This is a genomic window from Gluconobacter vitians (assembly GCF_015244565.1).
GTDB classification, from domain to species: domain Bacteria; phylum Pseudomonadota; class Alphaproteobacteria; order Acetobacterales; family Acetobacteraceae; genus Gluconobacter; species Gluconobacter vitians.
Window position 1 is genome coordinate 114,223 of the sequence record NZ_JABCQG010000005.1, and the last position, 20,379, is coordinate 134,601.

The following is a 20,379-nucleotide window of genomic DNA, read 5'->3' on the forward strand; positions in this document are numbered from 1 at the left end:
TCCATAACACCTTTAACACCTTCGAAATCGAAAGGTGTTAGTGGAAAAACCGGAGAAAAACACAATGAAATCAGTATATTATATATGTGAGTAACACTAATAACACTTATAACACCGTAATTGTGTAGCTCCCTGAATTTCATTTTGCCCATTTCCCCTATCCGGACCCGCTGACGTGTTTTCCCGGACTCAATCCGGACTCATCTGAAATAGCAACCGGGGCGTCTAGCTGCATCTCTTTGCGTGAACCGTCTCAGACGTCTTCCTGTAAGGCGTTGTGATTGCGTGCTTTTGCGTTTCCCTGCGTCTTAACTGTATTTCGCCGGGCGTAACTCTTAATCAGCGGGTCCAAGGTTCGAGCCCTTGTGTGCCCACCATGCCCGTCTCCGGTTATTTCCCAAAAATTTCATACTGACCGACAAAAGCCCGTTACGGGTCTTTTCTTATTTCCGGGCAGCCCCTGAAATCCAGAGACTGCCCTTGGCTTTCAGCCCCGGAAATCAGGCAGTTCGTTGACCGTCACGACGCGCCACAAGCAGTCGATACGCTCCAGAATGGTGATGGACAGGTTCTGGATCGAAAAGCGCAGCGCCGTATCGGGGTGAACGCTCAGCGCATGCGCCAGAGCCGCGCGGATGGCGCCGCCATGGCTGACGACAACCATGTCCTGCCCTTCATGCGCATTCGCCAAATCCTCAAGCCCGTGCCCCACACGCGCGCAGACATCCAGCATGCTCTCCCCGCCCGGCGGAAGCTCGCACGCGGAAATGGACCAGAACGGATTGGGCGGCAGGCGCAGCAGGGACATGAATTCCGAGTGCGGCGTGCCATGCCACTCCCCGATCGACTGCTCAATGAAGCGACCGTCAATCGTCACATCCTGCGAAAACGCACCGGCCTTGCGGATTTCAGCCGCAGTGTCCTGCGCCCGCTGAAGCGGCGAACTGTACCACAGCGCATCCGTCGGCAGACGCCGGGCCAGCGTGGCATAGCCGCCCTGCTGGCTCGCCATCGCCTCACGACACAACGGCACGTCGAGCGCGCCATACATCGTCTTGCGTGCACTGGCTTCCACAACCGCATGACGAATCAGCCAGAACCGGGTGACGCCCTTCGGCAGCTCCGGCGTATCGAGAAAATGCCCGTGCGGGACCGCTTTATCTGTCTGGGTCATGATAACGGGGCGTAACGGGGGACAGGGTTCGCGTCCAGCAGAACATCCCAGTGCTTCAGGATCAGCTCCAGTTTTCCAAGAACCCGGCGCGCATCCATGCATTCGCGCTGGAGCCGACGCTCCTCGTCCAGCCCTTCATGCGACGGCTCACCTGACACAAGACGCGCCCCCGCGCACAGACGCAGCGCTCCGGCCGGTCCATCCACCAGCGGATGAGGCACCGGCACCGGCTGTCCGAGCACACAGAGCAGACTGCCCTCCCCTTCCGTCACCCAGGGTGACAGATCCGCATTCAGCCAGCGATGCAGCCGCCGCGCATCTTCCAGCGCCAGCGGATGCCCCGGCGCATGCGGATCTTCAACCAGAAAGGACAGAATGGTCGGCACTGCATCCCAGCGCCCGTCATCAAAAGGCGTGCCCATCGGCAGCATGGTCAGCGCGGGACGGGCCTTAACCATAGCCACGGCTTCCGTCATGAACCGGGTCAGGCGCCCACGAATGACAGGATCGGGCAGCGCAAACAGCGCATCCATTTCCGCCAGAGCCGCATACCAGCGCAGCGCCAGTCCGATATTGTGACCGTTATTGAGAGCCGAAGCATCCGCGCCTTCCGGCCATTCGTCCCGATTGCCATAGGCCCGCAACCCTTTGGGAAGCGACAGGGAGGGCAGGCGGCTGCGAATTGCGGGAGGAAGGAGAATGGCCCCACAGAAAGGTGGGCCTGTAAAGAACTTGGAGCCGGTTATCATGACGATGATCCCCCGCTCCACCCATTCCGCCACACGCGACGGGCTCAGCCGCGCCTGACAGACATCAACAACAACGCTGAGCTGATCGCCCAGCTCCGTACACAATTCCCAGACAAGATCCATGTCCGGCGCCGCAAGTCCGGTCTTCGACTGGTCCAGCCGGTGCAGCAGCACATGCCGCCCCTCGGCCACTTCCCGCCGCACAAGGTCTGCACATTGGGCGTTGATCTCGCCCACCGGCCGCGCCGTCCCGTCAGCTGCGCGGATATCCACACCGATCAACCGCGTTTCGGGCGAGAACCCTTCGATCACCTCGCCCTTGCCCACGAGCGTGGCACAGGCACTGTCCGTCGCGAAATGCCGCCCGCAGGCTGCAAGCGGAACCCCGCTGCCCGTTTCATCAGGCGCCAGGAGAATAGACGTGACCGACCGCTCCGTTCCGGCCGCCACAAGCGCCAGAACCGCAAGTTCGCAATCCGTGCCGGACGCAGACAGCAGAACCGCATCTTCCGGCAGACCGAAATGCGCCCCAATCGCCTCACGCGCCCGGCGCACAACACCTTCCTGCACCAGATCCGGGTCCTGTTTGGCCAGAAGCGCGCTCATCATGCCGCGCCGGGCCGCTTCCGCTCCCCCGAAACCACGCTCGGACAGTGACGACGCCGTCGATGACCCAAAAGTGATCGCCCAGGGGCGCGGGCGATGAGAGCTCGAATACCGGTTCAGCCCCGTATGCGGATCAACAGCCAGCCGGGAATCCCCGCCACCGCTCATCAGGCTCTCGGCAGGCGCCAGAACAGGCCACAGACGGGTCAGAACCTTCTGCAGACGTTCCGCTTCATGCTGCGTGAAAACAGGCAGATCCGGCAGGAACGCACTCAGCGTCTCCCAGCTCTGCATAAGAGCCGGTGCATCCGGCACATTATCGCTGAAAACCGCAAGCCAGGCCGGAAGCGGCGCAACCTCACCTGTATCGAGCGCATGAAACAGCGCCGCAACACGGGCTGCGGCAAAGCTGGCCAGATACGGATTGGCACCCGGCTCCAGCAGCCGCATCAGCTCAATGGCATGGCGCAGATATGTCGGCGCAAGACGTGGCGCCTCAAGACACGGGCCCCCTAAAGTAAGCGTGGCCGTCTGCAGACAGAAAGGCTTCCCCGGTTCCAGTGTTCCCGAAACCCGGAACGGCAGGGACAGTGACACATCCAGAATGGGAACCAGTCCATCCGCAATCACCCGAAGATCGGGCCGCTCCAGAACATCCGTCAGGGAGCGTGTCAAAGTATCAGCCAGCATATCTGCCTCTCCTGCCTCCGCACGACTGTGGGATTAGCCCATCAGCCCGGACAGCGCGAGAGGCGAAACCACTTCCCGAGTTCCACTTCACGATGCCAGAAGAAATGTACCGGCGTTATTTGCGCTGTTTCAACAACGCTGTAAGATAAAAGTTACTCTGTCAGGGTTTAGTCCCTGATCCAATATTATGAGGCTCAAATGCGGATTTTGCTGACAGGCGGCTGTGGTTTCATAGGATCGGCCGTTGTGCGCCATCTGATCCGGAACACCGAACATTCAGTTCTGAACGTTGACTGCATGACCTATGCAGCCTCGGAAGATACTGTCAGCGAGGTCGCAGACGACCCACGGTATTCCCATGCCCGCGCCAACATCGTGAACGGTGTGGAAATGCAGCGCCTGTTCGACGAATACCGTCCGGACGCTGTCATGCATCTCGCAGCGGAAAGCCATGTGGACCGCTCGATCGACGGCCCCGGCGTGTTCATCCAGACGAACGTCGTCGGCACATACTCCCTGCTCGAAGCCGCACGGAAATACTGGAACACGCTGGGAGACGCCGAAAAGAAGGCCTTCCGCTTCCATCACATTTCCACGGATGAAGTCTTCGGTCATCTGGAACCGAACGATCCGCCGTTCACCGAAACCACGCCCTACGATCCGCGCAGCCCGTATTCGGCCTCCAAGGCCTCGTCCGACCATCTGGTCCGCGCCTGGTTCCACACCTACGGCCTGCCGACCTTCGTGACGAATACCACCAATAATTACGGCATCTGGCACTTCCCCGAGAAGCTGATCCCGCTGGTCACGATCAACGCCATCGAAGGCCGCGAACTGCCGGTTTACGGCAAGGGCGAGAACGTCCGCGACTGGCTCTTCGTCGAAGATCATGCCGAGGCTCTGGTCAAGGCCGTCGAAATCGGCAAGCCGGGCGAGACATACGCCATCGGCGCCCGCCAGCCCCGCACCAATCTTGAAGTCGTCAAGAAGATCTGCGCCGTTCTCGATGAGCTTCAGCCCGACCCGGCTGGCCCGCGCGAGCGCCTGATCCGCTTCGTGACCGACCGCCCCGGCCATGATTTCCGCTACGAAATCGACCCTTCCCACGCCGAGAAGGAACTCGACTGGAAAGCGAAGCACGATTTCGAAAGCGGCATCCGCAAGACCGTTCAGTGGTATCTCGACAACCGCGCCTGGTGGGAAGGAATCCGCTCCAAGCGCTATACAGGTCAGAGACTGGGAGCCAGCAAGTGAGCACCATCGAAACACAGTCCATGAAGGGCATCATTCTCGCCGGCGGTTCGGGCACGCGCCTGTATCCAATGACGCTCGCAGCCTCCAAGCAGCTGCTGCCGGTCTATGACAAGCCGATGATCTATTATCCACTTTCCACGCTGATGCTGGCGGGAATCCGGGACATCATGATCATCACGACCCCGCATGACATGCCCCAGTTCCAGCGCCTGCTGGGCGATGGCTCGCAGTTCGGCGTGAAGTTCGAATACCGCATCCAGCCGTCACCGGACGGTCTGGCACAGGCGTTCCTGATCGCCGAAGACTGGATTCAGGGCTCTCCCTGTGCCCTGGCGCTGGGCGACAACCTGATCTTCTCCGAACATCTCGGTGTCCTTCTGCGGGCTGCGTCGAACCGTCCGCAGGGTGCCACGGTCTTCGCCTATCAGGTCCGCGACCCCGAGCGTTATGGCGTGGTCTCCTTCGATGAGAGCGGCCGGGCCCTGAAGGTCGAGGAAAAGCCGACCCATCCGGAATCCCACTGGGCCATCACGGGTCTGTATTTCTATGACAGCCGCGTCGTCGAGTTCGCCAAGAAGGTGAAGCCCAGCCCCCGCGGCGAGCTGGAAATCACCGATCTCAACCGCATGTATCTCGAAGAGGGCACCCTTCAGGTGGACCGTCTGGGCCGTGGCTGCGCCTGGCTCGATGCCGGGATGCCCGACAGCCTGATGCAGGCCGGAACCTTCGTCCAGACCATCCAGTCCCGTCAGGGCATGCTGGTTGGTTCTCCCGCCGAAGTCGCGTTCCGCAACAAGTTCATCACCGCTGACCAGCTTCGCGAACACGCGAAGAAAATGGGCAAGACCGAACTGGGCCGCCTGCTTCTGGAACTGGCTAACAGCTGATTTCTTTCCCGACGGTTCCGGTTTTCTGCATCCCCTTGCTACCGGAACCGTTTTTTCATGACATCTTTTCACAGCAGGAATTCAGAGCATGAAGGTCGAACGTCTTTCCATTCCAGAGGTCATTCTCGTCACGCCTCCCCGTTTTGGTGACAATCGCGGCTTCTTCTCCGAAACCTACAATGTGGAGCGCATGGGCGAAGCCGGCATTGACCTGCCCTTCGTTCAGGACAACCAGAGCCTGTCACGCCAGAAAGGCGTTGTCCGTGGCCTGCACTGCCAGCTCGCGCCCTACGAACAGGGCAAGCTCGTCCGCGTCACACGTGGCGCCATCTGGGACGTGGCCGTCGATGCCCGCACAGGCTCGCCGACCTACGGCAAATGGTGCGCTGCCGAACTCTCCGCCGAAAACTGGTCCCAGCTCTGGATTCCGCCCGGCTTCCTGCATGGCTTTGTCACGCTCGAAGAGAACACCGAAGTGCAGTACAAATGCACCTCGCTCTATAGCAAGGTCTCCGAACGTGCGGTCATCTGGAACTGCCCCGAACTGAAGATCGACTGGCCTGTTTCCGAAGCTGACGCCGTCCTGTCCGACAAGGATCTGGTCGCGCCGCATTTCTCGGAAGCCAAAGGCTGGTTCCAGTACGAAAAGTGAGCATGACGATGTCCAGCACCACAGGCCCAATTCTGGTCACGGGTGGCAACGGCCAGCTCGCGACGTCCCTTCAGAACCTCGGCAACGAGCGGATCATCCGTGTCGGCCGGCCGGAGTTCGATTTCGACCGCCCGGAAACGATTGCCGCCACGGTCGAAAAATATAAGCCTTCCGTGGTTGTAAACGCGGCCGCATGGACGGCTGTCGATCTGGCCGAGACGGAAAAGGAAGGCGCCGAACACGCCAATAATTCCGGCCCGGCAGCACTGGCCGCAGCCTGCGCCAAGGCTGACATCCCGTTCATTCATGTCTCGACGGACTATGTTTTCTCCGGTGACAAGGGCACGCCCTACACCGAAGAGGACGCCACCTCTCCCGAGACGGTCTATGGCAGCACCAAGGCCGAAGGCGAACAGGCCGTCCTGACCGCCAACATCAAGAGCATCATCCTGCGCACGTCCTGGGTCTATTCGGCCCACGGCAAGAACTTCGTGCGCACGATGATCAATGCGGGTGCCAAGAATCCCGTGCTCAAGGTCGTCGGCGACCAGAAAGGCAACCCGACCAGCTCGGACGATCTGGCCGAAGCCATTCTCGCCATCATCGCCCTGATCGAGCGCGATGGGTGGAAGCCGGAATACCGTGGCATTTTCCACGCCAGCGGAACGGGTGAAACCACATGGCACGGCCTGGCCGTCGCCGCGCTGGAAGAAGCCGCAAAGCACGGCCAGACCATGCCGCAGGTCAACGCCATCCGCACCAAGGATTGGCCCACGCCGGCCAAGCGTCCGCAGGACTCCCGGATGGACAATTCGAAGCTCCATCGCATTTTTGGCGTAAAGATGCCAGACTGGCGCCACAGCGTGACGCGCATTGTTCACAAGCTGTTTTCCGAAGCCTGATCAGTCGGCTGCCTTTCCCGGCGGAGGGGCAGCTGTCTGTCACCATCTTTACCGTTGCGTCCGAATGATCCCCTTTTCCCCTCTTTCGGCCTCAAGCCCGGGTGCCGAAACATGACACAGAAAAGGGCCGAATCTTCCCGCCAGATCGCCATTCTCCTGTCGCTCTATAATGGCGAAACCTATCTGGATGCACAGCTTGCCAGCATCCTGGCCCAGACCCATCCGGACTGGATCCTCTACTGGCGTGATGATGCTTCAGGCGATTCTTCGCCCGAGAAAATGCGCATCTTTGCCGCTGGTCCCGGACAGGGGCGCTGCGTCGAGATCACCACCCGTCACGAACGGCTGGGCGTAGCAGGTTCCTACGCCCATCTGCTTGATGCCATCCCCGACACGCCTTATGTCGCCTTCGCCGATCAGGATGACATCTGGGAACCGCAGAAGCTGGAATGGGCCCTCGATGCCGTCAGCCGGCGCCCGGCTGACAGGCCGACCCTGTATTGCGCCAGACAATATCTGACGAACGCGGATCTCACAGTCTGCCAGGAATCTGCTCTCCTGCGTCGCAGGCCCGATTTTCCGGCTTCCCTGACGCAGAATATCGCAACGGGTCACACCGTTCTCCTGAACGCCGCAACACACAGACTGATGCGGAACAACCCGCCGCCCCCCTCGGTCCTGCATGACTGGTGGGCCTATCTCCTGACGGCCGCGGCTGGCGGAGAGGTCATTTTCGACAACCGCTGCGTCAGTTACTACCGCCAGCACGCCCACAACACAGTCGGCGCAACCGGTTCCTTCATCAGACGCGCCTGGGCGGCCTGCCGCCGTGGCCCCAAAGTCTTCATGACCATTTTCCGCTCCAACGTGATCCATCTTCTGGGCCAGTCGGAAAACCTGTCCCCGCAGGCCCTGCGCCTCCTGAAGGACATTGCCGCAGCCCGGACATTTCCCGCCCGTCTGTGCACGCTTTTCAGATACCGGAGTCTCAGACGCCAGCGGTTCTCCGAAAGCACAGTCTTCCGGCTCTGGTATCTGTTTTCACGCTAATTTCAGAAACCGCCGCATGGCCTCCATGAACGGCCCGTCCTGCTCCGGACTGAATGGCCGCGCGGCGTCGTAATCATAGACCGTCCCCGCCGGGCGCGTGGCTTTCTCCGGATCTTCGGAAGCATAGCGCGGGACAATATGCGTGTGCAGGGATGGCGCCAGATTGCACCAGGTCTCGTAATTGATCCGCACCGCATCGGTCACGGCCAGCAGCGCATCCCCAACCGCCGCCATATCCGTCAGATACTGCGTGCGGGCCTCGCCCTGAAGATCATTGATTGTCGGCACGACCGGATCGGCCAGAAGCTGGCAGTATCCTGGCAGAGGCTGTGTCTGCCCGATCACCAGCCAGCCCGATTTCATACGCCCGATAACAGAAGGGTTGCTGCCACATCGTGCGGCAGCAACCCTCTGAGCGATAACATCCGTCATGGTCAGTCCCCTTCTGCGTGAAGGGGAAAGCGTATCATGCAGCGGCTTCGGCGTCCTCATCATCGCTCTGCACGATCCGGGTATTCCCCGGCGTGGGACGGAAACGCTTCTCAATCAGTGCTTCTTCAATGTCTTCAAGCGACGCACCGGCCGTTTCCGGCACGAAGAAGAACACGAAGATCACGGATGCCAGGTTCACGAACGCATAGAACCACATCGTCCAGCTCAGCCCGATGGCTTCAGCCATGCTCAGCGCCGTGCTGGTCACCAGCAGATCGGCCCCCCACAGCGTCGCAGCATGCAGCGACGTCGCCTGTCCACGCATGGAGAGCGGGAACATCTCGGCGCCCAGCAGCCAGCCACAGACCTGGATACCGCCGGAATTGAACATCATGAACAGCAGCAGGAACGCGACGATCATGTAAGCGCCCACACTTCCCGGTGCCGGATGGCTCATGAACATCACGCCAAGCCCGACCAGCGACAGCGCCGCCCCTGGCCCCATGATGAGCATCAGGCGACGACGGCCGATCCGGTCCACGAACATGCAACCCAGGAACGTCATGATGCAGTAGATCACCGCCACACCCAGCGACGCCAGAAGGGCCGAGGACGCGCCAAACCCGGCATCATTCAGGAAGGTCGGCGTATAGTAGATCATCATTTCCAGACCGCCGCACTGCGTAAAGAACGCAACGCCAAGAGCGGCCACGAGCGCCGGACGAACCCAGGGCTGGAACAGACCGCGCCAGCCACGGTTCTTCGGGTCGATCCCCTCTGCATTCTCGCGGATGGTGTGCACCTCGCGACGGATGGCCCGCTTGGTCGTCCGGATCCGGCCAAGATGGATGATGGCACTCTTCATACCTTCATTTTCAGCCGCCCAGCGCGGGCTCTTGGGCATGAAGAACATGGAGACGAACACGATGGCCGCCGGAATGGCGGCAATGCCTACCATCGGACGCCAGCCCCAGTTCACCCGCTCGGTGAAGCCGATGATGTTGGCAATCAGGATGCCCAGACCGATGGCGACATTGAACATCGTGACCAGCGTGCCACGACGCTCCTGCGGCGCCAGTTCGGAAATATACATCGGCACGACCTGCGTCGAACCACCCACGGCCAGACCCAGCACGAAACGCGCCGCAATCAGGCTCCAGACATCCGGCGCCAGAGAACAGGCCGTAGCACCGATCACGAACAGACCACTCACCATGCAGGTGGTGTTCCGGCGTCCGAATTTCTCCGAAAGCCCTCCGGCCGCGAATGCACCGAAGATGGCGCCGAGCAGAATGGCGGATGCAACCCACTCCTTCATGGTGGCACCCAGGCGGAAGTCATCCCCGATCAGCGGCAGCGTTCCGGAGATGATGCCCGTATCATAGCCATACAGGCCACCGCAGATCGCAGCGACAACTGCCGCCAGAATCAGCATCAGCTTTGCGTTGGGAGAAACTTCGATGGACGCGGGATCAATATGCTCCCGTCCGGTTTGGACTGTTTTCGTATCGTTTTCCATAGAAACATAACATATCACAAAATGAATGGTTTTTTCAGGCCGGGCAGAAAACCAACAGAAATTCTGTGTGAAATACCATCAGGATTGACTATTCTGTCACAAGCCCGTCAGGATACGATCATGCAAACACCCGATACCACCAAAGATGTCCCGGTCATTGGCACAAAAGCGCTGATCATCATGCATGTAATGCTCATCGCATTCATCCTGCTGATTCACTTCAAGGTGTCTGGTCTCAACGACTTCTGAGCCGCTGCCACAGATCGGCCAGCGCGTAGGACAGGGCGGCTCCAAGCCCGATCCAGAAGGGAACAGGCGCGTCCGTCACCCAGGACAGCATCAGCCCGCCCCATGACAGCCCCAGTGCCAGCCCGACCGAGAGCGCAATCCCGGCCAGGGGCCCAAGCCCGAGCTTCAGAGCCGTCGCAGCCGGCCCGATCATCAGACTGAACGCCAGAAGCGCGCCGGCCACTTCCGCACACGCTGCGCAGGCCAGTGCCGCCACGGCCATGAACACGACCGAGACCAGCCGCGCCGGCACACCCCGCGCCCGTGCCACTTCCGGCGCCAGACTGGCAAACAGCAGCCGACGCCCCAGAAATGCCAGCAGCCCCAGACACAGCACGGCCACACCGCACAGCGCCTCCAGTGTCGGCACGTCGATCCCCAGCACATCGCCGAACAGCAGCGTGGTCGCCAGACTGGAGCCCCGGTTGCTCATATGCAGGAACCAGGCGCCAAGCCCGAGACTGGCCGCCAGAACAAGCCCGATCGTGCTGTCGCGCTGGGCTGGAATGCCGCGCTCCCCCTCGCGCTCGGCCCCGATGACAAATCCGGCCAGCAGGCTGAACACCACCATCCCCGACAGTGGCGGAAAACCAAGCCAGACCGCCCCGGCCGCACCGCTGAACCCGATATGCGAGAGCGCATGGGCCGCAAATGCCTGACGCCGCAGCATCAGGAACCAGCCAACCGTCCCCGCCAGAACCGAGACGACCGCCGCACCCACAAAGGCATGGCGCATGAAATCAAACTCGAACATGCAGCCCCCCGTCCACAAGCTGCACGACCCGCGTCACGACCCCCGCCAGCGCCTCGGTTTCATGGGACGTCAGGACAATCCCGATCCCCAGACGCGCCGTCAGATCCTCCAGCAGACGCACTGTCTGCTCCTGTCCCGCATGATCAAGCGCCGCCAGAGGCTCATCCAGCAGCAGCAGATCCGGATTCCCCGCCAGAGCCTGCGCCAGACCCACCCGCTGACGCTCGCCGCCAGACAACAGCCCCAGCGGACGATGCGCAAACGCCGAAGCCCCGGTCAGCGCAAGAAGCCGGTCCGCCTCTTCCCGCCGCGGTCGCAGACGCAGCGGCACACCCCAGCACAATCCATCTACCGCCGCACGGACATGACTGACCGCCGGAAGCAGCAGGGCCGCATCCGTCACACTCTGCGGCATGTAACCGATATGCTGCCGCGCCTGCGCCGGTGGCAGACCATGGGTCAGGATCTCGCCTTCCTGAAGCGGCACCAGCCCCAGCATCGCCCGCAGGAGCGTGGACTTCCCGGCCCCGTTCCGCCCGGACAGAAGCGTCATCCCCGAAAGCGGCACCGTCAGGGACGCATCCCGCAACACGCAGGTCGAACCCGCCGTCAGCGTCACATCCCGCAGGACAAGTCCCCGCTCTGGCTGACAGCAGACCCTTTCAGTGTCCACCATCACCCAGCGCCTGTCCGACCGTCTGAAGAATCCCGTAAACCCAGCCCTGCCAGGACTGGCCGGGAGGCAGCGTCTCACCAATCGCCACAATCGGCAGGCCAGCCGCATGCGCCCGATCCACCAGCCTATCGATCTGCGGAGAATGAATGGCCGGATTGGTAATCAGCATCCGCACCTTTCGTCCGTCGATCATGGTATCGACCTGCGCCACATCCCGTGGCGACGGTTCCGCATGGTTCATGATCGCCAGCGCAAAGTTTTCGTCCACGACATCCAGCCCTGCATCCCGAAGCAGCGTCTCGCCCACCGGTTCCACCGCCGCCACGGGCACGGCTTCATGCTGCGCCTTCATCGCGGCCAGACGGGCCTTCACACCATCAAGTTCCTTCAGGAACGCCTCCAGCCGCCCAGCCACGGCGGAGGCCGAAATCCCCGGCTGATGCGACAGCATGTCGGCAAAGACATGCGCGACCTTTCCAACCGCCTCAGGATCGAGAAAGAGATGCGGATTATCGCCGGGCTGCCATCCGGCAACACCCGCCACCACGATTTTTCCGGGCGCGGATGCTGCAAATGGCAGCGCCCAGTCATCATAGGTCGCCCCGTTCACCACTGCGATGGTCGCCCCCGCCATGGCCCGCGCCATCGAAGGCGAGGGCGTCAGATCATGCGGATCAATGCCGGGTGTGGCGAGAAGCGCCTGCGTCTGCACATCCGCCCCGCCGATCTGCGCCGCCACATTACACCAGGCTGCTTCCGCACAGACCACGCGCACCGGTGTTTGGGAAGGCTCGGCCTGAGCAACATCAGAAATGCCCAGAATACTGCCCAGACTCAGGCCAGCCAGCAGAAAAGCCGGGAAAGAACGCATCATTTTCCTCGGGGAAGGGATCTAAGGCTCAGGCGTTATAAAGTAACACATAGCACCTGACCACCCTGCCGGGCTTCATCCCCGACGCAGATAGAGCGCAGCGGCCGCCGCCACGACCTTGCGCTGGTAATCCAGATTGAGCGGCAAGGTCCGGGAATGATAATCCCCGATCGCCTTCATGAGATTTCCCCGTTCGTCATCCAGCGCCCTGCGCAGGATCATGGCCGCCGCCGCTACGTTGAAACACGGATCAAGCGCCAGTCGCGCCGCAACCTGCGACGCCGGCTGATGGATCATGGAGGCAATCGGCAGGATCCAGCGCGAATTGATCTGCATGAGCCCGATATCAACCGACCCGTCCGTATTCGTGCTGACATGACCCATCACACCGCCTTCGACCCGCTGGATCGCAGGCAGAATGCGCGGCGGCAGCCGGTAATGCAGGGCCGAAGCCAGCATGCAGGCCAGCACACTAGCGGCCATGGTTACGGATGGAGCGCTGTTGAATCATGAGTCCGACCCTAGCATCAGCCGCCCTCGCCTGCCATCCTGAACACCTCGTGATGATGGCAAAGGACATGAGGATGAGTGTTCCGGATACTTCCGCAACCCTGACGCTGGATGCCCTCGGCATCTCCTATGAGCGCCATGTCTATGACTACGATCCCTCGGCCGGAAAACTCGGCGTGGCGGCTGCTGCCGCGCTGGGCCTGTCGCCGGATCATGTTCTCAAGACCCTGATGGTGCAGATTGATGGCCGCCCCGCCTGCGTGGTGCTGCCCGCGGACCGTGAACTCGATTTTGCTCTCGTGGCGCAGGCCTTCGGAGGCCGGAAGGCCAAGATGCTCTCCCGTCCCGATGCCGAACAGCGCACAGGCTACCGTATCGGCGGCGTCAGCCCCTTCGGCCAGCGCAGCACAGTCCCCACTGCCTTCGAGCAGTGCGGTATGGACGGCCCCCCCGTCGTCATCAATGGCGGAAGTCAGGGCCTCCTGATCGAACTTTCGCCCCAGGATGCCCTGACCGCCACGAACGGGATCGTGGCCGATCTGGTCAAGCCGCTTTAGGCCGCGCCATATCCGTTCGGATGGTCCACGCGCCAGCGCAGGGCCGTCTCGACGATATCATCCAGCTGGCTGAAACGCGGGTCCCACCCCGTTTCCCGGCGGATCTCCGTGGAATCCGCCACCAGAACAGCCGGATCGCCCCCACGCCGCGGCGCCCACTCCCAGGGCACTTTCCGGCCACTGACGCGCTCGACGCTCTGGACCACTTCCAGATTGGTAAAGCCCAGACCGTTGCCCAGATTATAGGTGACCGACCGCTCATCAAGCTGGCTCATGGCGCGGATATGCGCATCCGCCAGATCACTCACATGAATATAATCGCGCACACAGGTGCCATCACGGGTCGGATAATCATTCCCGAACAGCTTCAGCCCGGCCCGGCGCCCCAGGGCCGCATCGATCGTCAGCGGAATCAGATGCGTCTCAGGCCGGTGATCCTCGCCCAGACGTCCCTTTGCATCCGCCCCCGCCGCATTGAAATAACGCAGACATGCACTCTTCATACCGCAGATCCGGTCCGCCCAGACCAGTGCACGCTCGATCAGATATTTGCTTTCGCCGTAGGGTGATCCCGGATCAACAGGCGCATCCGCCGCAATCAGCGGTGGCCGGTCATCCCCGCCAAACAGCGCCGCCGTCGAGGAAAAGACAAAGCGCTTCACGCCATGTCGTGTGCAGGCTTCAATCAGATTCAGCGCCGTGATGTAATTGCGCCGCAGATAGAGAAATGGCTGGCTCATGCTCTCGCCGACAAGCGACAGTGCGGCAAAGTGCAGAACCGCATCCCACTGCCCCGACGCCACCGCCCGGTCCGTCGCGTCCGCATCTGCCAGATCGACCTGCAGGAACTGCGCACCCTGCGGCACAGCTGCCCGATGGCCCGTGCTCAGATTATCCAGAACGACAACATCATGCCCGGCATCAACCAGAGCCTGTGCCAGATGACTGCCGACAAATCCGGCCCCCCCCGTAACGAGATACTTCACTGATCCAATAGTCCTTTTTTCAAAAGGGGCTCCAGCCCGCCACGGCCGAACCGCGACAGGCCGGACAATCACCCTGAAATCAAAGCAGATTCTGCGCGCGGTTGAGGATCATGCTGCAGACCTTCTGCTTCATCTGCCCCTTGAGGCTCGACAGCGAAAGCGGATTGGTGCCTCCCGTCAGAAGCTGGCCCTGCTGGCCGGCCTTGTAATCGCTGGAAGACGTTACGTCCTGCTTGCCCGTCAGGCTGCTCAGGGCCGATGTCGCACTGCTGCCGCTCAGATAGTTGTTCTGCACACAATAGCTCAGAACACCCGCAACATTGCCCGTGCTTGCAGAAGACACATTCGGCAGCATGCTGCCCATCATGCCGGTGCCACCGGTCATATTACTCATGCCCGACATGTCGCTCATGGCATTGCCCGCACCACCAACGCCAGGGATGGACTGGGCATGAGCCGAGGAAACAACGAGGCCAGCTGCTGCAAGAACTGCAAATACGCCGTGTGAATAACGCACTGTATTTCTCCTTCAGAGAACGTTCAGGACAGCATTTGTCAGAAGTTGGAAACCGTCGCTGCCAAAGTCACGCTAACATAGCTGGCCCGAAGGTCCACCCTCGTCCGGCCACGGAACAGCACGCAGACATGGCAAAGCACCAACGCTGCTGCGAGGCAGAGCCTGAACGAAACATCTCGATTTTTCGGAGAAGGAGGAAACTGGTGGAGCCAATCGGGATCGAACCGACGACCTCCTGAATGCCATTCAGGCGCTCTCCCAACTGAGCTATGGCCCCACATGTTTCAGGCGGCCCCTTTGGGACGGGACCGGATGAGGGCGGTATATCGTCATGATTTCGCCCTGACAAGCCTGAAAAGCAGATTTTTTAGGCCGCAAGAACCTTCAGCTCCCGCAGTTCCTCCAGCAGCGGCAACAGCGGCAGTCCCATCACGGCATCCTGCGCCCCCTCGACAGCCGAAAAAAGCTGTATCCCCGGGCCTTCAAGCCGATACGCTCCCACACAGGACAGGATCGCCGACCCTTCCCGCTCCAGATAGGCCTTCAGGAAATCGTCAGAGAAATCCCGCATCGTCAGACGCGGCGACGCCAGATACTCCCAGACTTTCTCGCCCCCCTTATAGAGAACGACCGCCGTGCGCAGGATATGCGTCCGCCCCCGCAGTCGGCGCAGATGCTCCGCCGCCTCAGCCACAGACCCCGGCTTGGCAAACGCCACCCCGTCCAGATCGAGGATCTGGTCCGCCGCAACCGTCAGTTCATCAAACCCCACATCCCGCGTCGCAAGATTGGCTTTCGCATCCGCCAGCGCGATGGCTGTTTGGGACAGCGTGTGCCCCTGCTCTTCACAGGATCGCCGTAACGCCTCCTCGTCGAGATCGACGGGGCGGGCCTGCACCGTAAGCCCCGCATTTTCGAGAAGCATCCGCCGGGCCGAAGAGCCGCTGGCAAGAATGAGGGAAGTACTGAAAGACATCATGAAGTACGACTCCGTACTATCGACTGTTGGAACAGGGACGAGTACTGCGGATCACCCGGTGAAGAGATTGCGTCAGTACTGGGGTACATGGGGATAGTACCTGCCCTTGCGAAAGGAGTACCGAGTACCGTGGATTGTACGGTACACCAGCCGGAACTGGGGGTTGTACACAGGCTCTCTGTGGGCAATTCGGGATTGAATCAACGACTCCCTTGCAAAGTGCGGCTTCCGGAGTTGTACACAGTGTGAGTAAGACGGGGTACATTTTCAGAAAGCCGGGTACCCCGGTATCCACAGGGATCATCTTAACCTCCAGCATTTCTTTCTTTTTTCTTTTATGATTAGTGGGCGGCATGATTTCGGAAAACGCACCTTCCTCACCCTCGTCGAAACCGCTTCTGCGGGCCCTCCGTGGTGAAGCCGTCTGGCCGCCTCCGGTCTGGCTCATGCGTCAGGCAGGCCGATATCTCCCCGAATTCCGCGCCATGCGCGACAGGGCCGACTTCCTGACCCGGTGCATGACCCCGGACATGGCCACCGAGCTGACGATCCAGCCGATCCGCCGCTACGGCATGGACGGCGCCATCCTGTTTTCCGACATCCTGATCCTGCCCTGGGCCATGGGTCAGTCCCTTGAATTCATTGACGGACGCGGTCCCGTGCTCGGTGCCATCCGCTCTGAAGCCGACCTCGCCAGACTGGACCCGAAGCGCGTACAGGACGCCGTCGCACCCGTGCGCGAGACGTTGTCCCGCCTCACAAAAGAGCTTCCGGACGTCACGACACTTCTGGGCTTCGCAGGCAGCCCGTTTACGGTGTCCTGCTACATGGTCGAGGGCGGTGGATCGCGGGATTTCGCCGAAACCCGCCGCATGATGCAGACCAACCCGGCCCTGTTCGATCGCCTGATCGACACCCTGACCTCGAGTACCGCCGAGATGCTCTGTGGCCAGATCGAAGCCGGTGCGGAAGCCGTGATGCTGTTCGATTCCTGGGCCGGAATCCTGCCCCCTTCCGCGTTCCGTCGCTACGTGATCGAGCCGACGCGCCAGATCGTCGAGTACATCCGCGCCCGTCACCCCAAAACCCCGATCATCGGTTTCCCGCGCCTTGGCGGCATCATGGTCCGCGAATATGCGCAGAAAACCGGCGTCAACACGCTCGCCCTCGACACCGTCGCCGACCCGGCCCAGATCTCCGAACTGGTCTCCGAAGTCCGCCCCGGCCTGACGCTTCAGGGCAACATGGATCCGATGATCCTGTTCTCCGGCGGCGAAACAATGGTGCGTGAAGCCCAGGCCATCCGGGACGCGATGCGCGGAAAACCGCATGTTTTCAATCTCGGACACGGCGTCATGCAGCACACGCCACCTGAAAACGTGGCGGCCCTCGTCGAGGCGGTACGCTCGGTATGACGGGCGGTATGACAACCGCCCTCGACCCGGCAGGCCAGCTGAAACTGGTCATTTTCGACTGCGACGGCGTTCTCGTGGACAGCGAAGGCCCGTCCTGCCGGGCTACGGCGGAATTCGCCCGCTCCAAGGGGCTGTCCATTTCCGATGACGAGGCGCATAAGCGTTTTGCAGGCAAGGCCCTGCCGCAGATCGTGAGAGAACTCGAGCAGGAACTCGGGCATTCCCTGCCGGAAGAAACGGCATTCAAACTGCGCGAAAATCTCGTACAGATGATGCGAAAAAGCGCAGAACCCGTAAGCGGAGCGCTCGAAATGCTGGCAGGCGTGCGGGCTTTGGGAATGCCGGTTCGCGTCGGCTCCAATTCTTCCGTCCGGGAGATGGAAGCCAAGTTCGATCGCACCGGAATGTCGCAGTATTTCCCCGAAAACCGCATCCATTCCGCCAATGACATGGGCTGTCCCAAACCCGCTCCGGACGTCTATCTGTACGCCGCAAAGGCCGAGGGTGTACTGCCAGAAAACTGTGTCGTCATCGAAGACAGTAATACCGGTGCGGAAGCGGCCTGGAAGGCCGGCATGGCCTGTGTGCTTCTTCGGCCCGATGATGTGCCCCTGCCCCCGTTCTGGCCCGTCAAAGGCTCCGTCCGCATCACGCATCTGGACGAGCTGGTACCCCTGCTCCGCCGGACGCTGGAAAGCCAGAAACACGCATGACCGACTTTCTCGCGACCTATCAGAGCTGGATCCTGTCCTTGCACATCATGGCGTTCATCGCCTGGATGGCCGGGACGTTCTATCTGCCGCGCCTGTATGTCTATCACTGTCAGGTGGTACCGGGTTCGGCCGAGAGCGAGCGGTTCAAGGTCATGGAGCGCAAGCTCCTGCGCCAGATCATGACTCCGGCCATGATCGTAACCTTCCTCGCCGGCGGCGCGCTGGCTTCCATTCCCGGTCTGATCGACTGGAACGCCGGCTGGTGGTGGACGAAGCTGATCTGCGTTCTGGGGCTCGCCGGGTTTCACGGCGCCTGCGGGGCCTGGCGTCGCGCCTTCGCCGAAGACCGCAACCAGCACCCCGAAAAGTTCTATCGGATCGCCAACGAGGTCCCCACGATCCTGATGATGATCATCGTCATCATGATCATCGTCCGCCCCTGAGAAAGGTCCCGAATAAAAGTTTTTGGTGAAGCTTTTTCCAAAAAGCTTCAAAGCCAGAAAGCGTCAAAGAACGTCACCTTTTTGAAAAAAGGCGACACCCAAAAACTTTTATTCGTCTCAGAGCAGTCCGTATTTCACGCCCGTCATCTGTTCGGAGACGGTCCACAGACGCTCCGCCAGTTCGGGTACATGCGCCAGAGCGGGCAGTCCGGCGATCCCCGGCACGCCCCGGCGCTCTCCCGGACCCTGCGGCCCGTAATAGCCGCCATCCCGAGCTTCCGGACTGGCCAGCGCATAGAGCAGCGGCCAGGCGCCTTCTTCGACCGTCTGGCCCATGGCATGAAACACCGGCCCGGCCACACGCCGCGCCAGCCCCCGCATGAACCGCGCCGCCTTGTTGGCGGACTGATCGAGACTGCCGTTATTGGCGACGATATCGCTCGCCGCCCAGCCCGGATGCGCGGCCCGCGAATGGATGGGCCAGGGCGCCTTGAGCGCCCGGCGGTTCAGCTCCAGCGCAAACAGCAGATTGCACAGCTTGCTCTGCCGGTAACGGACCATCGGATTATACGAATGCCGCGCGTTCAGATCGCCGAACGGGATTTCCCCCTTCAGCGCCGCCAGGGACGCCACTGTCATGACTGTGGCATTCCCCGCCGCCAGCAGAGGAAGCAGCCGTCCGGTCAGCGCAAAATGCCCGAGATAATTGGTCCCGAACTGAAGCTCGAACCCGTCCTTTGTCGTCAGCCGCGTCGCGGGCCCCATGACCCCGGCATTGTTCGCCAGAAGATGGATCGGCTCGCCCCGGCTGCGCATGGCAGACGCAAACGCCTCGATCCCGGCCAGTGACGCCAGATCCAGCAGCTCGAACCGTGCTTTTACGAACGGCACCCGCTCATGCAGCCGCGCCAGAGCCGCCTGCCCCTTGTCATGATTGCGCCCGCTCAGAAGGATCGCAGCACCCTGCTTTGCCAGCCCGCAGGCGACCTCGAAGCCCAGACCCCCCGTTGATCCGGTAATGAGCGCCGTCTTCCCGTCCAGACGTTCAAGAGAATCCGTGGACCAGGCGGGTGCGGCGGTCTGTGTCATCGGGTCTGTCCTTCCAGTGTGGGTCAGCTCGGTTTCGTCTCTGCGCGGGCCTCGTCGCGTTTTTCATCCGCTTCGGCTTCCTTGAGGGCCTCATCCGTCAGGCGCTTCTCGTTCTTCTTGAGAAAGATGAGCCCCCCGATCAGACAGCTCACCCCCAGAATGGCCATGACCACACCCACGGGCCCCGAGATCTTCTCGATCTGCTTGCCCAGTTCATAGGTCACGAAGGCATAGCCTCCCGCCCAGCAGATGCCGCCCATCGCATTGAAGAACAGAAACGAATGCCAGGGCATCCGGTTCGCTCCGGCCAGCAGCGCCACGAACACACGCAGCACCGCGATGAAGCGGCCGAGGAACACGACGATCCCGCCATGCTTGCGGAACAGATAGCGCCCCAGCATCAGCCGCTCTTCCGTCATGCCGACCTTGTGGCCGTGCTTTTTCAGAATGCCGTAACCGAAGTGATGACCGATCAGATACCCGATATTGTCGCCCATGATGGCGCCGAGCACGGCGGCCAGGGCAATCCAGCGGATTTCCAGATGATGGGTACTGCCCGCATAGAGCGAGGCTGCGATGATGACGCTTTCCGCCGGAAGGGGAAGGCCCATGCTCTCGAACATGACGATGACGCCCACGACGCCGTAGCCGTAATGCACCAGCAGG

General features: G+C 61.3%; 23 protein-coding genes and 1 tRNA gene. 10 read left to right on the forward strand and 14 right to left on the reverse strand.

The genetic code is table 11. The annotated features are described in order from the left end of the window. Positions 1–487: 487 nt before the first annotated feature. Together HKD24_RS05690 and HKD24_RS05695 are read right to left on the reverse strand one after the other, a co-directional pair. Positions 488–1,174 (reverse strand): histidine phosphatase family protein, encoded by a 687-nt coding sequence (locus tag HKD24_RS05690; protein WP_194259399.1) that lies wholly within the window; start codon positions 1,172–1,174, stop codon positions 488–490. Beyond that, entirely contained in the window at positions 1,171–3,219 is a 2,049-nt protein-coding gene (locus HKD24_RS05695) for a hypothetical protein (RefSeq protein ID WP_194259400.1), read from the reverse strand. The genes HKD24_RS05690 and HKD24_RS05695 overlap by 4 nt, the downstream gene beginning before the upstream one ends. Before the next feature lie 198 nt (positions 3,220–3,417). On the opposite strand from HKD24_RS05695, the gene rfbB reads away from it, so the two are divergent. The 5 genes from rfbB to HKD24_RS05720 all read left to right on the forward strand — a co-directional run bounded on the left by rfbB (position 3,418) and on the right by HKD24_RS05720 (position 7,964). Then, the gene (gene rfbB, locus HKD24_RS05700) at positions 3,418–4,473 is read left to right on the forward strand and encodes a dTDP-glucose 4,6-dehydratase (protein WP_194259401.1); all 1,056 of its coding nucleotides are present in this window, start codon (positions 3,418–3,420) and stop codon (positions 4,471–4,473) included. Between the two features lie 20 nt (positions 4,474–4,493). Beyond that, positions 4,494–5,360, forward strand: a complete 867-nt coding sequence (gene rfbA, locus HKD24_RS05705) for a glucose-1-phosphate thymidylyltransferase RfbA (RefSeq protein ID WP_194259466.1) — start codon at positions 4,494–4,496, stop codon at positions 5,358–5,360. Between the two features lie 88 nt (positions 5,361–5,448). After that, the gene (rfbC, locus tag HKD24_RS05710) at positions 5,449–6,012 is read left to right on the forward strand and encodes a dTDP-4-dehydrorhamnose 3,5-epimerase (RefSeq protein WP_194259402.1); all 564 of its coding nucleotides are present in this window, start codon (positions 5,449–5,451) and stop codon (positions 6,010–6,012) included. 2 nt (positions 6,013–6,014) lie between these two features. After that, positions 6,015–6,914, forward strand: coding sequence for a dTDP-4-dehydrorhamnose reductase (rfbD, locus tag HKD24_RS05715; protein ID WP_194259403.1), 900 nt, complete (start codon positions 6,015–6,017; stop codon positions 6,912–6,914). A 111-nt stretch (positions 6,915–7,025) separates the two neighbouring features. Next, a complete protein-coding gene (locus tag HKD24_RS05720; protein ID WP_194259404.1) occupies positions 7,026–7,964 on the forward strand; it encodes a glycosyltransferase in 939 nt (312 codons plus the stop codon). Here the strand turns inward: HKD24_RS05720 and HKD24_RS05725 are convergent. Beyond that, positions 7,956–8,396, reverse strand: coding sequence for an HIT family protein (locus HKD24_RS05725; RefSeq protein ID WP_194259405.1), 441 nt, complete (start codon positions 8,394–8,396; stop codon positions 7,956–7,958). The two genes, HKD24_RS05720 and HKD24_RS05725, sit on opposite strands and share 9 nt — an antisense overlap. Before the next feature lie 34 nt (positions 8,397–8,430). Next, complete coding sequence (locus HKD24_RS05730) at positions 8,431–9,915, reverse strand: sugar porter family MFS transporter (RefSeq protein ID WP_194259406.1); 1,485 nt, start codon at positions 9,913–9,915, stop codon at positions 8,431–8,433. A 120-nt stretch (positions 9,916–10,035) separates the two neighbouring features. Between HKD24_RS05730 and HKD24_RS15455 the strand changes: the two genes are divergently transcribed. Next, positions 10,036–10,164 (forward strand): hypothetical protein, encoded by a 129-nt coding sequence (locus HKD24_RS15455; protein WP_265589047.1) that lies wholly within the window; start codon positions 10,036–10,038, stop codon positions 10,162–10,164. Here HKD24_RS15455 and HKD24_RS05735 read toward each other — a convergent pair. The 4 genes from HKD24_RS05735 to HKD24_RS05750 all read right to left on the reverse strand — a co-directional run bounded on the left by HKD24_RS05735 (position 10,151) and on the right by HKD24_RS05750 (position 12,987). After that, complete coding sequence (locus tag HKD24_RS05735; RefSeq protein ID WP_194259407.1) at positions 10,151–10,957, reverse strand: metal ABC transporter permease; 807 nt, start codon at positions 10,955–10,957, stop codon at positions 10,151–10,153. The two genes, HKD24_RS15455 and HKD24_RS05735, sit on opposite strands and share 14 nt — an antisense overlap. Further along, complete coding sequence (locus tag HKD24_RS05740; protein WP_194259408.1) at positions 10,944–11,633, reverse strand: ATP-binding cassette domain-containing protein; 690 nt, start codon at positions 11,631–11,633, stop codon at positions 10,944–10,946. The genes HKD24_RS05735 and HKD24_RS05740 overlap by 14 nt, the downstream gene beginning before the upstream one ends. Beyond that, positions 11,620–12,507 (reverse strand): metal ABC transporter solute-binding protein, Zn/Mn family, encoded by an 888-nt coding sequence (locus HKD24_RS05745; RefSeq protein ID WP_228124194.1) that lies wholly within the window; start codon positions 12,505–12,507, stop codon positions 11,620–11,622. The genes HKD24_RS05740 and HKD24_RS05745 overlap by 14 nt, the downstream gene beginning before the upstream one ends. A gap of 72 nt (positions 12,508–12,579) precedes the next feature. Then, entirely contained in the window at positions 12,580–12,987 is a 408-nt protein-coding gene (locus HKD24_RS05750) for a lytic transglycosylase domain-containing protein (protein WP_194259409.1), read from the reverse strand. 101 nt (positions 12,988–13,088) lie between these two features. Between HKD24_RS05750 and HKD24_RS05755 the strand changes: the two genes are divergently transcribed. After that, entirely contained in the window at positions 13,089–13,571 is a 483-nt protein-coding gene (locus HKD24_RS05755; RefSeq protein ID WP_194259468.1) for a YbaK/EbsC family protein, read from the forward strand. Here HKD24_RS05755 and galE read toward each other — a convergent pair. The 4 genes from galE to HKD24_RS05775 all read right to left on the reverse strand — a co-directional run bounded on the left by galE (position 13,568) and on the right by HKD24_RS05775 (position 16,053). Further along, entirely contained in the window at positions 13,568–14,557 is a 990-nt protein-coding gene (galE, locus tag HKD24_RS05760; protein ID WP_062510779.1) for a UDP-glucose 4-epimerase GalE, read from the reverse strand. The two genes, HKD24_RS05755 and galE, sit on opposite strands and share 4 nt — an antisense overlap. Before the next feature lie 79 nt (positions 14,558–14,636). Continuing rightward, entirely contained in the window at positions 14,637–15,074 is a 438-nt protein-coding gene (locus tag HKD24_RS15540; protein WP_322783286.1) for a DUF2501 domain-containing protein, read from the reverse strand. 201 nt (positions 15,075–15,275) lie between these two features. Next, positions 15,276–15,351: transfer RNA gene (locus tag HKD24_RS05770), tRNA-Ala, on the reverse strand. A 90-nt stretch (positions 15,352–15,441) separates the two neighbouring features. Next, entirely contained in the window at positions 15,442–16,053 is a 612-nt protein-coding gene (locus HKD24_RS05775; protein WP_194259410.1) for a Maf family protein, read from the reverse strand. 353 nt (positions 16,054–16,406) lie between these two features. Between HKD24_RS05775 and hemE the strand changes: the two genes are divergently transcribed. From hemE to hemJ, 3 genes are read left to right on the forward strand one after another with little or no spacing between them, the layout of a single operon-like run. Next, the gene (hemE, locus tag HKD24_RS05780) at positions 16,407–17,468 is read left to right on the forward strand and encodes a uroporphyrinogen decarboxylase (protein ID WP_041112700.1); all 1,062 of its coding nucleotides are present in this window, start codon (positions 16,407–16,409) and stop codon (positions 17,466–17,468) included. A gap of 8 nt (positions 17,469–17,476) precedes the next feature. Continuing rightward, positions 17,477–18,181, forward strand: coding sequence for an HAD family hydrolase (locus HKD24_RS05785; protein WP_194259411.1), 705 nt, complete (start codon positions 17,477–17,479; stop codon positions 18,179–18,181). After that, entirely contained in the window at positions 18,178–18,624 is a 447-nt protein-coding gene (gene hemJ, locus HKD24_RS05790; RefSeq protein ID WP_011252598.1) for a protoporphyrinogen oxidase HemJ, read from the forward strand. Before HKD24_RS05785 ends, hemJ begins: the two co-directional genes overlap by 4 nt. Positions 18,625–18,741: 117 nt before the next feature. Here the strand turns inward: hemJ and HKD24_RS05795 are convergent, their stop codons facing one another. Next, positions 18,742–19,713 (reverse strand): SDR family oxidoreductase, encoded by a 972-nt coding sequence (locus tag HKD24_RS05795; RefSeq protein ID WP_194259412.1) that lies wholly within the window; start codon positions 19,711–19,713, stop codon positions 18,742–18,744. Positions 19,714–19,736: 23 nt separating this feature from the next. Then, a complete protein-coding gene (locus HKD24_RS05800; RefSeq protein ID WP_024716998.1) occupies positions 19,737–20,336 on the reverse strand; it encodes a DedA family protein in 600 nt (199 codons plus the stop codon). Between the last annotated feature and the right edge of the window lie 43 nt (positions 20,337–20,379).

Coding starts and splice junctions, on each gene's coding strand:
- HKD24_RS05755 (WP_194259468.1), top strand. CDS start 13,089: ATGAGTGTTCCGGATACTTCCGCAACCCTGACGCTGGATGCCCTCGGC.
- HKD24_RS05800 (WP_024716998.1), bottom strand. CDS start 20,336: ATGTTCGAGAGCATGGGCCTTCCCCTTCCGGCGGAAAGCGTCATCATC.
- hemJ (WP_011252598.1), top strand. CDS start 18,178: ATGACCGACTTTCTCGCGACCTATCAGAGCTGGATCCTGTCCTTGCAC.
- rfbD (WP_194259403.1), top strand. CDS start 6,015: ATGACGATGTCCAGCACCACAGGCCCAATTCTGGTCACGGGTGGCAAC.
- HKD24_RS05775 (WP_194259410.1), bottom strand. CDS start 16,053: ATGATGTCTTTCAGTACTTCCCTCATTCTTGCCAGCGGCTCTTCGGCC.
- HKD24_RS05785 (WP_194259411.1), top strand. CDS start 17,477: ATGACAACCGCCCTCGACCCGGCAGGCCAGCTGAAACTGGTCATTTTC.
- HKD24_RS05720 (WP_194259404.1), top strand. CDS start 7,026: ATGACACAGAAAAGGGCCGAATCTTCCCGCCAGATCGCCATTCTCCTG.
- HKD24_RS15455 (WP_265589047.1), top strand. CDS start 10,036: ATGCAAACACCCGATACCACCAAAGATGTCCCGGTCATTGGCACAAAA.
- HKD24_RS05730 (WP_194259406.1), bottom strand. CDS start 9,915: ATGGAAAACGATACGAAAACAGTCCAAACCGGACGGGAGCATATTGAT.
- hemE (WP_041112700.1), top strand. CDS start 16,407: ATGATTTCGGAAAACGCACCTTCCTCACCCTCGTCGAAACCGCTTCTG.
- rfbC (WP_194259402.1), top strand. CDS start 5,449: ATGAAGGTCGAACGTCTTTCCATTCCAGAGGTCATTCTCGTCACGCCT.
- HKD24_RS05745 (WP_228124194.1), bottom strand. CDS start 12,507: ATGATGCGTTCTTTCCCGGCTTTTCTGCTGGCTGGCCTGAGTCTGGGC.
- HKD24_RS05735 (WP_194259407.1), bottom strand. CDS start 10,957: ATGTTCGAGTTTGATTTCATGCGCCATGCCTTTGTGGGTGCGGCGGTC.
- HKD24_RS05750 (WP_194259409.1), bottom strand. CDS start 12,987: ATGGCCGCTAGTGTGCTGGCCTGCATGCTGGCTTCGGCCCTGCATTAC.
- HKD24_RS05725 (WP_194259405.1), bottom strand. CDS start 8,396: ATGACGGATGTTATCGCTCAGAGGGTTGCTGCCGCACGATGTGGCAGC.
- HKD24_RS05690 (WP_194259399.1), bottom strand. CDS start 1,174: ATGACCCAGACAGATAAAGCGGTCCCGCACGGGCATTTTCTCGATACG.
- HKD24_RS05795 (WP_194259412.1), bottom strand. CDS start 19,713: ATGACACAGACCGCCGCACCCGCCTGGTCCACGGATTCTCTTGAACGT.
- HKD24_RS05740 (WP_194259408.1), bottom strand. CDS start 11,633: ATGGTGGACACTGAAAGGGTCTGCTGTCAGCCAGAGCGGGGACTTGTC.
- HKD24_RS05695 (WP_194259400.1), bottom strand. CDS start 3,219: ATGCTGGCTGATACTTTGACACGCTCCCTGACGGATGTTCTGGAGCGG.
- rfbB (WP_194259401.1), top strand. CDS start 3,418: ATGCGGATTTTGCTGACAGGCGGCTGTGGTTTCATAGGATCGGCCGTT.
- rfbA (WP_194259466.1), top strand. CDS start 4,494: ATGAAGGGCATCATTCTCGCCGGCGGTTCGGGCACGCGCCTGTATCCA.